General features: G+C 73.2%; 11 protein-coding genes. 7 read left to right on the top strand and 4 right to left on the bottom strand.

From position 1 onward, the window contains the following. Window positions 1–96 precede the first annotated feature (96 nt). The 3 genes from ABZT03_RS11070 (at window position 97) to ABZT03_RS11060 (ending at window position 5,382) form a co-directional block, all read left to right on the top strand. Window positions 97–2,748, top strand: coding sequence for an alpha/beta fold hydrolase (locus ABZT03_RS11070; RefSeq protein ID WP_356036690.1), 2,652 nt, complete (start codon window positions 97–99; stop codon window positions 2,746–2,748). Then, on the top strand, window positions 2,745–3,617 hold the full coding sequence (locus tag ABZT03_RS11065; protein WP_356036687.1) for an ABC transporter permease: 873 nt from the start codon (window positions 2,745–2,747) through the stop codon (window positions 3,615–3,617). Before ABZT03_RS11070 ends, ABZT03_RS11065 begins: the two co-directional genes overlap by 4 nt. A 202-nt stretch (window positions 3,618–3,819) precedes the next feature. Continuing rightward, window positions 3,820–5,382, top strand: a complete 1,563-nt coding sequence (locus ABZT03_RS11060) for a von Willebrand factor type A domain-containing protein (RefSeq protein ID WP_356036684.1) — start codon at window positions 3,820–3,822, stop codon at window positions 5,380–5,382. Window positions 5,383–5,491: 109 nt separating this feature from the next. On the opposite strand, the gene ABZT03_RS11055 is transcribed toward ABZT03_RS11060, so the two are convergent. Together ABZT03_RS11055 and ABZT03_RS11050 are read right to left on the bottom strand one after the other, a co-directional pair. After that, window positions 5,492–5,899, bottom strand: a complete 408-nt coding sequence (locus ABZT03_RS11055) for a rodlin (protein WP_356036681.1) — start codon at window positions 5,897–5,899, stop codon at window positions 5,492–5,494. A gap of 201 nt (window positions 5,900–6,100) precedes the next feature. Then, entirely contained in the window at window positions 6,101–6,511 is a 411-nt protein-coding gene (locus ABZT03_RS11050) for a rodlin (protein WP_356036678.1), read from the bottom strand. 231 nt (window positions 6,512–6,742) lie between these two features. On the opposite strand from ABZT03_RS11050, the gene ABZT03_RS11045 reads away from it, so the two are divergent. The 3 genes from ABZT03_RS11045 to ABZT03_RS11035 all read left to right on the top strand — a co-directional run bounded on the left by ABZT03_RS11045 (window position 6,743) and on the right by ABZT03_RS11035 (window position 8,760). Further along, on the top strand, window positions 6,743–7,156 hold the full coding sequence (locus tag ABZT03_RS11045) for a rodlin (protein ID WP_356036674.1): 414 nt from the start codon (window positions 6,743–6,745) through the stop codon (window positions 7,154–7,156). A 238-nt stretch (window positions 7,157–7,394) separates the two neighbouring features. Next, window positions 7,395–7,622 (top strand): chaplin ChpD, encoded by a 228-nt coding sequence (gene chpD / locus ABZT03_RS11040; protein ID WP_356036671.1) that lies wholly within the window; start codon window positions 7,395–7,397, stop codon window positions 7,620–7,622. A gap of 109 nt (window positions 7,623–7,731) precedes the next feature. Beyond that, window positions 7,732–8,760 carry a chaplin gene (locus ABZT03_RS11035; RefSeq protein ID WP_356036668.1) on the top strand — a complete coding sequence of 343 codons (1,029 nt, stop codon included), beginning with the start codon at window positions 7,732–7,734 and terminating at the stop codon, window positions 8,758–8,760. A gap of 43 nt (window positions 8,761–8,803) precedes the next feature. Here the strand turns inward: ABZT03_RS11035 and ABZT03_RS11030 are convergent, their stop codons facing one another. Further along, the gene (locus ABZT03_RS11030; protein ID WP_356036665.1) at window positions 8,804–10,090 is read right to left on the bottom strand and encodes an NAD(P)-binding domain-containing protein; all 1,287 of its coding nucleotides are present in this window, start codon (window positions 10,088–10,090) and stop codon (window positions 8,804–8,806) included. Beyond that, the gene (locus ABZT03_RS11025) at window positions 10,090–11,430 is read right to left on the bottom strand and encodes an ATP-grasp domain-containing protein (protein WP_356036662.1); all 1,341 of its coding nucleotides are present in this window, start codon (window positions 11,428–11,430) and stop codon (window positions 10,090–10,092) included. Before ABZT03_RS11025 ends, ABZT03_RS11030 begins: the two co-directional genes overlap by 1 nt. Window positions 11,431–11,601: 171 nt before the next feature. Here ABZT03_RS11025 and ABZT03_RS11020 point away from each other — a divergent pair, with 171 nt between their 5' ends. After that, a complete protein-coding gene (locus ABZT03_RS11020; protein ID WP_356036659.1) occupies window positions 11,602–12,948 on the top strand; it encodes a glycosyl hydrolase in 1,347 nt (448 codons plus the stop codon). Window positions 12,949–12,982: the final 34 nt, after the last annotated feature.

The following is a 12,982-nucleotide window of genomic DNA, read 5'->3' as shown; positions in this document are numbered from 1 at the left end:
GCGGTACACGGCGCGGGCCGTGTACGCCGCGAGGAGGGGCCGGGGTTCAGCCCGGGGGCTCAATCGGTTGTCGGTGGCGGCCCGTACCGTTGACGCATGGATCTTCGACCGCCCCGACTGCGAGGGCTACTTCGGGGGCCGCGCCGGTGGGGTGCCGCCGCGGCCGCCGTCGTCGTGCTCGCCGGCGCCGGCACCTGGACGGCCGCCGCCTCCGACGGCCCGCCCCCGGTGCACCGCACCGACCGGGTCCTCGCCACCGGCGGCGGAGAGCGCCTGGACACCTCGTACTTCACCTCGGGCCCATCCGGCCGCCGGCCCGCCGTCCTGCTCGCGCACGGCTTCGGCGGCAGCAAGGCCGACGTCCGCGAGCAGGCCCAGGATCTCGCCCGCGACGGGTACGCGGTGCTGACCTGGTCGGCGCGCGGCTTCGGCCGGTCCAACGGCAGGATCGGGCTGAACGACCCGAAGGGCGAGGTCGCCGACGTCTCGAAGCTGATCGACTGGCTCGCCCGGCAGCCCCAGGTCCAGCTCGACAAGCCCGGCGACCCGCGCGTGGGCATGGCCGGCGCCTCCTACGGCGGCGCGATCTCCCTGCTCGGCGCCGCCCATGACGACCGGGTCGACGCCATCGCCCCGGCGATCACCTACTGGAACCTCGCCGACGCCCTGTTCCCCGACGGCGTCTTCAAGAAGCTGTGGGCCGGCATCTTCATCAACTCCGGCGGCGGCTGCGGCCGGTTCGAGCCCGCGCTGTGCCGGATGTACGAGCGGGTCGCCGAGTCCGGCACCCCGGACGCGGCGGCCAGGTCCCTGCTGGAGGCCCGCTCCCCGTCCGCCGTCGGCGACCGCGTCAAGGTGCCCACCCTCCTCGTGCAGGGCCAGACCGACTCCCTCTTCCCGCTCGGCCAGGCCGACGCGGCGGCGAAGGCCATCCGCGCCAACGGCGCCCCGGTGGACGTCGACTGGATCGCCGGCGGCCACGACGGCGGGGACATGGAGACCAGCCGCGTCCAGGCCCGCGTGAACTCCTGGTTCGACCGCTACCTCAAGGGCGACAAGAACGCCGACACCGGCCCCGCCTTCCGCGTCACCCGCACCGGAGGCGTCGACTCCACCGACGGCGCCGCCCGGTTGAGGGGCGCGAGCGGCACCACCTACCCCGGCCTGGAGAGCGGCACCGAGTCCGTCGCCCTCACCGGCCGCGAGCAGACCTTCGCCAACCCGGCCGGCGCGAGCCCGCCCGCCGTCTCCGCGCTGCCCGGCCTCGGCGGCTCCGGCGGCCTGGCCCAGCTGTCCTCGCTCGGCGTCGGCGTGTCACTGGACTTCCCCGGCCAGTACGCGCGCTTCGACTCGGCCCCCGTCCGGGACGACCTCCGCATCACCGGCTCCCCGAAGGTCACCGTCCACATCAAGTCCTCCGGCGACGACGCGGTCCTCTTCGCGAAGGTCTACGACGTCGGCCCCGGCGGCACCCGGCAGGTCCTGCCCTCCCAGCTCGTCACCCCGCTCCGCGTCGAGGGCACCAGGACCGGCAAGGACGTGACGATCACGCTCCCCGCCGTCGACCACGACATCGACAAGGGCCACCAGCTGCGTCTGGTCCTCGCCTCCACGGACCTCGGCTACGCCTCCCCGCTCACCCCGGCGACGTACACCGTCTCCCTGAAGTCGGACCTGAAGGTGCCCACCGCGCCCGGTGTGAGCACCGCGGCCGCCCCGCTGCCCTCCTGGGTGTGGTGGCTGCCGCTCGCCGGCGCCGGCCTCGCCCTGGCCCTGCTGCTGACCGGCCGCCGCCGCACCGCCCCGCCCGCCCCGGACCCCGCGCGGGCCGAGGTCCCGCTCCAGATCACCGGCCTGAGCAAGCGCTACGCGAAGTCCGCCGACCGGTACGCGGTCAGGGAGCTGTCCTTCCGCGTGGAGAAGGGCCAGGTCCTCGGCCTGCTGGGTCCCAACGGCGCGGGCAAGACGACCACACTGCGCATGCTCATGGGCCTCATCAAGCCCGACGCGGGCGAGATCCGCGTCTTCGGCCACGCCATCCGCCCGGGCGCGCCCGTCCTGTCCCGGGTCGGAGCCTTCGTCGAGGGGTCGGGCTTCCTGCCGCACCTGTCCGGCCGGGAGAACCTGGAGCTGTACTGGAGGGCGACCGGCCGGCCGACCGGGGACTCCCACCTGGACGAGGCGCTGGCGATCGCCGGCCTCGGCGACGCGCTGGCCCGCGCGGTCCGCACCTACTCGCAGGGCATGCGCCAGCGCCTGGCCATCGCCCAGGCCATGCTCGGCCTGCCGGACCTGCTCATCCTCGACGAGCCGACCAACGGCCTCGACCCGCCCCAGATCCGCGAGATGCGCGAGGTACTCATCCGGTACGCGGCCGCCGGGCGCACGGTCATCGTCTCCAGCCACCTGCTGGCGGAGGTCGAGCAGTCCTGCACGCACCTCGTGGTGATGGACCGCGGCCGTCTGGTCCAGGCCGGCCCGGTCCGGGACATCATCGGCTCCGGCGACACCCTGCTCGTGGGCACCGGCACACCGGTGGAGGAACCCGTCGTGGAGAAGATCGCCGCCCTGCCGGGCGTGACCTCGGCGCTCAGCACCGACGACGGACTCCTCGTCCGCCTCGACCCCGGCGGCTCCGCCGAGCGCCTGGTCGTCGAACTCGTACGGCTGGAGGTGCCCGTCGCCTCGGTCGGCCCCCACCGCCGCCTGGAAGACGCCTTCCTCACCCTGATCGGAGGCTCCGCGTGAGCACCCTCGCCGAGCGCACCGACCCGGTCGAGGTCGCCTCCGGCTACCGGGCCGGCCGCACCCTGCCCCCGCGCGTGGAGCTGGTCCGCCAGCTGAAGCGGCGCCGCACCCTCGTCATGGGCGGCATCCTCGCCGCGCTGCCGTTCGTGCTGCTGGTCGCCTTCGCCATCGGCGGCGACCCCGGCGGCCGCAACAACACGGTGACCCTGATGGACACCGCCACCGCGTCCGGCGCCAACTTCGCCGCCGTCAACCTCTTCGTGTCGGCGGGGTTCCTGCTGGTCGTCCCGGTCGCCCTGTTCTGCGGGGACACCGTCGCCTCCGAGGCGAGCTGGTCCTCGCTGCGCTACCTGCTCGCCGCGCCCGTGCCCCGGGCCCGCCTGCTGTGGTCCAAGCTCGTCGTCGGGCTGGGGCTCAGCCTGGCCGCGATGATCCTGCTGCCGGTGGTGGCGCTGGCCGTCGGCACGGCCGCCTACGGCTGGGGGCCGCTGGAGATCCCCACCGGCGGAGCGCTCGCGGCGGGCACCGCGGCCCAGCGGCTCCTGGTGGTCGTGGCGTACATCTTCGTGTCCCAACTGGTCACCGCCGGGCTCGCGTTCTGGCTGTCGACCAGGACGGACGCACCCCTGGGCGCGGTCGGCGGCGCGGTCGGACTGACCATCGTCGGCAACGTCCTCGACGCCGTGACCGCCCTCGGCCACTGGCGGGACTTCCTGCCCGCGCACTGGCAGTTCGCCTGGGCCGACGCCGTACAGCCCCATCTCGAATGGTCCGGCATGATCCAGGGCACCGCCGTCTCCGTGACGTACGCCCTGGTGCTGTTCGCGCTGGCCTTCCGCGGTTTCGCCCGCAAGGACGTGGTGTCCTAGCGTCTGTCGGCGCCGGGGCGCGCGAGCCCGGCCTGCTCCGAGGGGGAGGCCCCAGGCCGGCGGAGGGTCACCCACCGGTCTCGAAGGCCGCCCACCGTGCCCTCTTCGAGACGCATCCGCAACGCTTCGTAGCGCACACTTCGCCGCCCTGCGCCGTCACAGTCACAGACGTCGACGTCAACGGACACAGGGGGCACGGCACATGGAGACCCACCACACACGAAGGCCGGGCACGACCCGCCCGCGCGCGGCCCTGATCGCTCTCCTCGCGGCCGCCGGACTGCTCACCGGCTGCGGAGCGGGCGGCCAGGGAGCGCACAGCGCAGACGGTTCAGACCGCTCGGACGGCTCGGCGGGCCTCCCGGCGCCCGCCCCGGCGTACACCTCGGGCGGCGGACAACAGGGCGGCGAGCAGGGCGAGGACGGCACGGCCCGCGAGGTGGCGCCGTCCCCGGACCACCTGTCCACCTTCGCCCTCGACGTCGACACCGCCTCCTACGGCTACGCCCGCCGCTCCCTGGCCGACGGCCGGCGGCCCGACCCCTCGACCGTCCGCCCCGAGGAGTTCGTCAACAGCTTCCGGCAGGACTACGCACGCCCCGACGGCGACGGCTTCTCCGTCACCGTCGACGGCGCCCGCACCGACCGGCGCGACTGGTCCCTGGTCCGCGTCGGCCTCGCCACCCGGTCCGCCGGGCCGGCCGGTGAACGCCCGCCCGCCGCCCTCACCTTCGTCGTCGACATCTCCGGCTCGATGGGCGAACCGGGCCGCCTCGACCTCGCCCGGCAGTCCCTGGACACGATGACCGACCGGCTGCGGGACGACGACTCGGTCGCGATCGTCACCTTCAGCGCCCAGGCCGAGACGGTCCTGCCGATGACCCGGCTCGGCGATCACCGCGGCCGCGTCCACGACGCCGTCGACGGTCTGGAGCCGACCGATTCCACCAACCTCGGCGCGGGGGTGGAGAAGGGCTACGCCACCGCCGTCGAGGGGCTGCGCCGGGGCGCCACCAACCGGGTCGTCCTCGTCTCCGACGCGCTCGCCAACGACGGCGACACCGACCCCGACTCGATCCTCGACCGCATCGACGGCGCCCGCCGCGAGTACGGCATCACCCTCTTCGGTGTCGGCGTGGGCAGCGACTACGGGGACGCCCTGATGGAACGCCTCGCCGACAAGGGCGACGGCCACACCGTGTACGTGTCGGGGGAGGACGACGCCCGCAAGGTGTTCTGCGAGCAACTCCCGCGGAACATCGACCTCGTGGCCCGCGACGCCAAGGCCCAGGTCGCCTTCGACCCCGAGACGGTCGCCGAGTTCCGCCTCGTCGGCTACGACGACCGGCGCGTCGCCGACGACGACTTCCGCGACGACCGCGTCGACGGCGGCGAGGTCGGCCCCGGCCACACGGTCACCGCCCTCTACGCCGTCCGCACCAGGCCCGGCGCCGGCGGCCACCTCGCCACGGCAAGCGTCCGCTGGCTCGACCCCGACACCCGCGCCCCGCACGAGCGGTCCGGGCAGCTGGAGTCCGGCTCCCTCGACGGCTCCCTCTGGAAGGCCGCCCCCCGCCTCCAGGTCACCGCCGTCGCCGCCTACTTCGCCGACGCCCTGCGCTCGGGCGACGAGCGGTACCGCACCCTGCCCGGCGACCCCGGTCTCACCGAGCTGGGACGGCACGCGGCCGCCCTGGCGAACACCACCGAGGACGGGGACGTCCGCGGGCTCGCCGACGCCATCGACCGGGCCCGCGACCTCTGAGCGACACCGCGCCCCGGGACACGGGAGCGGCGGACAGACGGCAGCGGCGGACACACGAAAGCGGCGGGCCACCGGAGGACCGGTGACCCGCCGCGGGCGGAGCCGAGGCTCAGCCGTTGCCCGCGCCGTTGCCGGAGAGGGCCGAGATGTCGTCCAGGACGTGCGAGAGCGGCTCGTCGCCCTTGGCCTGGGTGGAGTTCTCGACGCACTGCTGGGTCTGCGGGGCCGACAGGATCGGGACGTCCTGCACGCCGACGTTGAGCAGCGCGACCAGCGACTGCGCGTTGAGCTTCGCCGGCAGACCGACGCAGGGCTTGTTCAGCGAGCCCTGGACCAGCGACAGCTGGGGGCTCATGTCACCGAACGTGGCCGAGTTGCCGAACTCCTGCGAGGCGCCGTTGCCGCTGGCGGAGGTCGTGCCGTTGTCGTCACCGATGGCGAGCGCCTGGGGGACGGCCGCTGCCGAGAGACCGGCGACGGAAGCGGCAATAGCCGCGGTTGCCCACAGCTTCTTCATGTTCATTCCCTTCGAAAAGCGGACTCCGGGGAGGAGCTGCATGATCGTCAACGCTTCCGGACCCGCCGAAGTTGCGAGCTTTGCCCCGAATGGCCCAGCGCATTTCGCGGCCGAGTGGGCGCCGAAGTCATGAGTGGACGCCGAACAGCGGGTCGCCGGAATCCGGCAGCCCGCTGAAGGGAATTCACAGCCGCCCGGCAATCAGTGGTTCTGGACGCCGTTGCCCGCGAGGACGGAGATGTCGTCCAGGATGTGCGAGAGCGGCTCGTCGCCCTTGGCCTGGGTGGAGTTCTCGACGCACTGCTGGGTCTGCGGGGCCGACAGGATCGGGACGTCCTGCACGCCGACGTTGACCAGGGCCAGGACCGACTGCACGTTGGCCTTCGCCGGCAGGCCGATGCAGGGCTTGTTCAGGGAGCCCTGGATGAGCGCCATCTGCGGGCTCATGTTGCCGTACGTCGCCGAGTTGCCGAACGCCTGGTGCGCGCCGTTGCCACTGGCCGACGTGGTGCCCGTGTCGTTGCCGATGGCGAGGGCCGTCGGCGCGGCGGCGGCGGAGACGCCTACGACGGACGCGGCGACCGCGGCGGAAGCCAGAACCTTCTTGATCACTTGCTAGTCCCTTCTGGGAAAACCCCGTCCACCGGAGCGCTCTGGTCAACTCCCGTGGGCCCGCTTGGTTGCTGCCATTCACTCCGATGGCTCAGAGGAAAAGGAGAGATCCGATCGAGTGAAGCGCCGCAACCAATCGCCGGATATCCGGGTTGATGCGACTGCAGGAACACGCGTCTTGCCGGGATGCGTCTCGTCAGGGCGCCTCTTGTTCCAGGAAAGGAAAGCGAAATGCTGAAGAAGGCAATGGCCACGGCGGCGATCGCCGTGTCGGCCGTCGGTGTTTCGGCGGCCGCTGCCCCCCAGGCGCTTGCCATCGGCGACGACGCCAACACCACCTCGGCGAGCGGCAACGGCGCGCAGAGCGCGTTCGGCAACCAGGTCACCAAGGGTGACATGAGCCCCCAGGCCACCCTGGTCCAGGGCTCGCTGAACAAGCTCTGTGTCGGCCTGCCGGCCAAGGCCGACGCCCAGTCGCTGGTCGCCGTCATCGCCAACGTCGGCGTCCAGGACATCCCCGTCCTGTCGGCCCCGCAGACCCAGCAGTGCGCCGAGAACTCCACCCAGGCCAAGGGTGACGAGCCGCTCTCCCACGTCCTGGACGACATCTCGGCCCTCTCCGGCAACGGTGCCGCCAACGGCTGACCCGACGCCCCCGACCGTTCGGGCCGCCCCCTTCCTTTCCCCGGGCGGCACGAGCGGGTCCGGCATTTGTAGTAATAATCCCAAGGCGTTCGAGTGAATTACCCGGTCGCCCATGTTCCGTAGTTTCTTCGGCTGTCTATGCCTCGTTTCACAGCTGCAGGTCATGGTGCGAGCCGTTCCGGCTGTGCTCGCTCGGTTTCGACCGTCACAGGGCATGACCGCAGAGAAGGGAAATCCAATGAAGAAGACCGCTGCTGTCGCCGCGGGCGCGATCATGGCTCTGAGCATGGCCGCCCCCGCCTTCGCCGACGCGGGGGCCGAGGGTGCGGCCGTCGGCTCCCCGGGCGTCCTCTCCGGCAACGTGGTCCAGGTTCCCGTGCACATCCCGATCAACGTGTGCGGCAACACCATCAACGTCATCGGGCTGCTGAACCCCGCGATCGGCAACTCCTGCGTCAACGGCTGATCCCGTAACGCACCAGCCGTAAGGCTGGGTCATGGCCGGCCTCGGATCGTTCTCGCGCTCCGGGGCCAGCTGTATTTTCCCACTTCTCCCAGCAGGAAGACACAAGATCTTGCGACAGACCCTGAGCAGGGGAATGGTCGCGGCAGCCGCCGCAACCAGCATTCTGTCCCTGTGCGGCAGCCCCGCCGTCGCCGACACGCACGCGAGCAATGCCGCCATGGATTCACCCGGCGTCCTGTCCGGCAACAGCGTGCAGGTGCCGGTCGACGTGCCCGTCAACGCCTGTGGCAACTCCGCCGACGTCGTCGCGGCGCTCAACCCGACGTTCGGCAACTCGTGCGCGAACGTCGGCGACGCCCACGGCGGCGGTGCGCACGGCGCGCCCCACAGCGACTCCGGACACGACCCGCGTCACACCCCGGACCACGGCCGCAACCACGGCCACGACTCCGGCCGTGACACCGGTGGCCACTACGGCTCCGCGGACGGCTACGGCCACGGGTCCGAAAACGGCTACGGCTCCGACACCGGTTACGGCTCCGACACCGGCTACGGCTCCGGGGACGACTTCGGACGCGGTCACGACCGGGGCCACGGTCCTGGCACGGGCCACGGTCACGGTGCCGGTCACGATCGGGGGCACGGCCACGACAGGGACCACGGTCACGGTGCCGTGCACGGCGACACCCCCCGTTCCGGGGGTTCCGGTGCGTACGGTGAGGCCGAGGGATCGCCCGGTGTCGGGTCCGGGGACCAGGCGCAGGTGCCGGTCGACGTACCGGTGAACCTGTGCGGCGACACGGTGGACGTGATCGGCGTGCTCAACCCCGTCTTCGGCAACCACTGCGACAACGGGCACCAGCCGCCGGCCGGGTACGGAGACACTCCGCCGTCGGTGCCGCCGCACACCACGCCGCCCCCGCACTCCCCGCCGCCGCACTCCCCACCCCCGCACACCCCGCCGCCCACGGGAGGTGAGCATCCCGGGCTCCCGCCCTCCAGTGCCCACCCCGGCCTGCCGCCGTCCCTGGCCCACACCGGCAGCGAGTCGCTGATGGCCGCCTCGGGCGCCGCGGCCGTGCTGGTCGCGGCTGGTTCGATCCTCTACCGACGAGGCCGAGCCGCGTCCCGCCGGTGACCCACCGGGTGCCGGACGGCCTACGTCCGGCACCCGTGCCCGCTCAGCGCCGTACCGCCTCCACCGGGCCCCCCAGGTCCCGTCCGCCCGTCGCCGGGACGGCCCGGTCCTCCGCCCAGGGTGCCCCCGTCCGCAGCCGGCGCCGCACCCCCCGTACCAGCGCGGCCGCCGTGTAGGTCGCGCCGTGTACGAAGCGCATCGACGGGCCGAAGGCGGGGGCCGTCACCAGGCCCGCCATGAAGAGTCCGGGGTACGACGACTCGAAGTCGCGCCCGATGCGCGGCGCGCCGCCCGCCACGGTCGCCAGGGTGCCGCGCAGGTCGTCGTGGAGCAGGCCGAGCCGCTCGCAGGTCGCGCCGAAGCCGGTGCCCGCGATCACGTGGTCGGTCTCCAGTGAGCGCAGCGAGGGCACGCCCCCAGCGGTCGCCCGCACGTCCAGCCGGACCCTCGCCCCCGACACCTCCCGGGCCGCCACCACCTCGTGGCCCGGCAGCACCTCGACCGCCGCCTCCACCCGCTCCCGCACCCACCAGGCGCCCGCCGGTCCCAGGGCCGTGGCCGCGATCCGGGCCCGGGTCGGTTCGGGGAGCCGGTGGAAGAGGCCGGGCCGCTCGGCGTAGAACCAGTTGCGCCAGCCGCAGCCCAGGCCGCTGTGCGGGGCACGGGCCGACCGCCACCACGGGCGCTCCCACGGCGGCGGCGTGTCGTTCCAGTGCAGCCGCCCGGCGCGGGCCAGCACCCGGACGCGGGTGCCCTGTTCGGCGAGCAGGGCCGCCGTCTCCAGTGCCGCCTGGCCGCCGCCGACGACCGTGACGTCCCGGCCGCGGAACCGGTCCAGGTCGGCGTGGTGGCTGCTGTGCGAGACCAGTGAGGGGCCGAGGGGGCGCAGGGCGGCCGGAACCTCCACGAACGGCAGCACACCGACGGCCAGGGCGACCGTACGGGCGTGCAGGACCTGCCCGTCGTCGGTGACCGCCTCGAAGCCGCCCGGGCAGGGCGTCACCCGGGTCACCGTGCGCTCGTCGACCTCCGGCGCCGCGTTGCGCGCGAACCAGCGGCCGTAGGCGGCGAACATCTCCACCGGGATGGGCTCCCCGTGCCGGGCCCGGACGCCCTGGCCGGCGCAGTACACGTCGAGACGCCAACGCCCGTCCGGGTCGGAGAGGTTGGAGGCCCACGGTTCGGACTTGAGGAACATCCCGCGGGGCATGTGGTCGCGCCAGGACGCCATGGGCCGGCCGAACACGCGCAGCCTCAGTCCGGCGGCCGCGGCATGGGAGGCGATGGACAGGCCGTAGGGACCGGCGCCGACCACCAACAGGTCGTACATCAGCAGCTGCTCGCTTTCTCGTCATCGGTCAGGCCGTCCGCCGCACCGGCGGACGCGCCCGCGGCCAGGCCGGCGGGCAGGTCGTGCGCACCGGCCGCGGCGGGGGCCGCCTGACGCACCACCCGCCCGCGCGCCCTCGCCGCGCTCTCGGGGGCCGGCCCGCGCAGCCGGCCGAGCAGGCGGCGCGCGACATGGCGGCCCCACAGGCCCCACAGGGCCCGGCCCGGAGCCCGGTCGTCCCGGGCGTGCCAGGCCAGTTCGCGCCCGCCGGGCCCGCTGGGGGCCGGCAGCAGAGCCGTGAGCGGGGCGTAGTTCTCCACCACGAACTCCCGTCCGGGCCGCGGCACTCCGTCCGGCAGCGGCCGGCGCGTGAGGTCCAGGTGCAGGGCCCTTACGACGTCCAGGCCCGCGGTGTCGGTGAAGAGCCGGAACTGCGCTCCGGGGCGCGGGTTGAAGTCGAGCAGGTGGTAGCGGCCCGTCGCGCCGCAGCGCCGGAAGTCGAGGTCGAAGATGCCGCGGTAGCCGAGTTCGCGCATCAGGCGCTCGGTGAGCTCCTGCAGGGGCGGGTTGGGGGCCCAGTGGCCGACGGCCGTCAGCCCGGCGCCGCGCGGCCAGGCCCGTCGCTTCACGCCGGAGCCGCCGCCGCGCAGCGCCCCGGAGCGGTCGGCGTACCCGTGGAAGAACCAGTCGCGGTCCGTGCCCGGCGGCAGGAACGCCTGGAGCAGCAGTGGGCTGCCGGCCTCCTCGGTGCGCAGGTACAGCTCGCGGGCCTCCTGCGCGGAGCGCACCACGACCGTGCTGCGCAGCCCGCTGCCCGCGGGCACCAGCCAGGGCCTGCTCCACTTCGCGACCAGCGGCAGTCCCAGCTGCCAGGCGGCGCCCGCGGCCTGTGCGGCGCTGTCCGGGATCAGGGTGACCGGGTGCGGGACGGCCGCCGAGGCGCAGACGGTGGCGAGCTCCGCCTTGTCGGCCACGCGGGCGGGCAGTTGACCCGGCTGCCGCGGCAGCAGGTAGGCCGGGGCGAGTTCGTCGCCCAGCCGGCCCACCGCCACGGCGCTCGCGTCGTCCATCGGGATCAGCACGGCGGGACGCGCGACGCGCGCGGCGACCCGGCGCAGCGCGGCGGCGATGTCGTCGGCGGACGCGAACGGCGGCGGCGGAGGGTGCAGTTGACGTACGAAACGCGACTCGCGCACCGGACTGGCCGTACAGTCTGCGACCACGTGCACCTCCACGCCGGCCCGGCCGAGCGAGCGCACGGCACCCAGGGTTCCGTGGTGAAAGGGATTCCGGTCGATCCGCAGCAATACGGCGGGGACGCGGATGTCGAACAGCGACACGGACTTTTTCCTTCGGGTCTCTTCACTCGTGCGGGCGATCGAGGCACTCGAAAGCCGTAACCACGGTGGCGGAATTCATATTGATATGACTGAGTGTCAGGTGACGGAAAGAAATGTCAGGACAGTCACGCGACAAGGCGTCCAAGCGCGAGAGCGAAGACAGGAGCAGGCATGTCCTCAGCACAGCGACGGGCCCGTTCCCGGCGACTGGCGGTCGTCGCGGCGGCGGTCGCCGCGTCGGCCGCCCTGGCGTCGGGCCCGGGTTTCGCGGCGGGGGCGGCGCGGGCCGCCGATCCACCCGTGCCGGCATCCGCGCTCACCCCGGCCCCCGTGACCCTGCCCGCCCCGGCGAAGACGCCGGTGATCCCGGTCGCCGCCACCGACCCGAGCGTCAAGCCCGTGCCGCCCGCCCCGGCGGCGGTCCCGGCGAAACCCGTGCCGCCGGTCAAGCCCGCGCAGGACGTGCCCGCCAAGGACGTGCCCGCCTTCGGCGCCTACCTCGACTACGGCCCCCGCGGAGTCGCCCGCATCGCCGAGCTCAGCCACTGGCTGGGCAACGCCGAGCTGCGCGTCGGGCACACCTATCTGCCCGGTGACCGCTGGAGCAACATCGAGGGCGCCCACGGATTCCTCGACGTGTGGGCGGACTGGCGCACCGAGAAGGCCGAACGGATGCTCGTCCTCAACGTGCCCATGATGGAGCGCAACGAGGACGACGTCTCCGACGACGAGGTCCGGGAACTGCTGCGGCAGGGCGCCGCGGGCCAGTTCGACGAGCACTTCCGGGCGCTCGCCCGGCGACTGGTCGCACTGGACGTGCCGGACACGGTCGTCGTGCTCGGCTGGGAGATGAACGGCACCACCTACACCCACCGCTGCGGGCCCGACCCCGAGTCCTGGAAGAAGTACTGGAACCGGATCGTCACCACCATGCGCGCGGTGCCCGGCCAGAGGTTCCGGTTCGACTTCGCGCCGACCCGCGGCCGGGACGCCGTGCCGTGGACGCAGTGCTACCCCGGGGACGACACGGTCGACATCATCGGCATGGACTCCTACGACCAGCCGCGCGGACTGTCCTTCGACCAGCAGGTGAAGGAGCCCTACGGACTCCAGGCGCACGTGGACTTCGCCAAGGCGCACCACAAGCCCATCTCCTACCCGGAGTGGGGACTGTTCCGCAACGGGGACAACTCCGAGTACATGCGGCGGATGCTCGGCTGGATGGACACGCACAAAGCGCTCTACAACACGCTGACCGACTACTGCCCGCACGGCGTCTGGCAGTGCGCGGACAACCCGCAGTCGTCCCGGATCTACCGGTCCATGCTGTTCGGCCGCACCGACGGCCCGGCCTCGCAGCCCACGCCCACCACACCCGCCACGCCGCCGGCCCCGACCACCCCGACCGTTCCGCTGCCGCCGCCCAACTGCTCGCCGCTGAACCTGGGCGACTGGGTCGAGCACTGGCTCGGCGGGAGGCTGTGCCTGCGCCTCGACTGGTGGTCGCGCAACCGGTGAGTCCCCGGTGGCGGCGGGTCGTTCACGACCCGCC

The sequence above is a fragment of the Streptomyces sp. NPDC005574 genome, assembly GCF_040605435.1.
Taxonomy (GTDB): Bacteria; Actinomycetota; Actinomycetes; order Streptomycetales; family Streptomycetaceae; genus Streptomyces.
The sequence above is the reverse complement of the archived record's forward strand: the minus strand, read 5'-3'. Positions and strand labels throughout refer to the sequence as shown.

Coding starts and splice junctions, on each gene's coding strand:
- ABZT03_RS11055 (WP_356036681.1), bottom strand. CDS start 5,899: ATGAAGAAGCTGTGGGCAACCGCGGCTATTGCCGCTTCCGTCGCCGGT.
- ABZT03_RS11020 (WP_356036659.1), top strand. CDS start 11,602: ATGTCCTCAGCACAGCGACGGGCCCGTTCCCGGCGACTGGCGGTCGTC.
- ABZT03_RS11070 (WP_356036690.1), top strand. CDS start 97: ATGGATCTTCGACCGCCCCGACTGCGAGGGCTACTTCGGGGGCCGCGC.
- ABZT03_RS11030 (WP_356036665.1), bottom strand. CDS start 10,090: ATGTACGACCTGTTGGTGGTCGGCGCCGGTCCCTACGGCCTGTCCATC.
- ABZT03_RS11045 (WP_356036674.1), top strand. CDS start 6,743: ATGCTGAAGAAGGCAATGGCCACGGCGGCGATCGCCGTGTCGGCCGTC.
- ABZT03_RS11060 (WP_356036684.1), top strand. CDS start 3,820: ATGGAGACCCACCACACACGAAGGCCGGGCACGACCCGCCCGCGCGCG.
- chpD (WP_356036671.1), top strand. CDS start 7,395: ATGAAGAAGACCGCTGCTGTCGCCGCGGGCGCGATCATGGCTCTGAGC.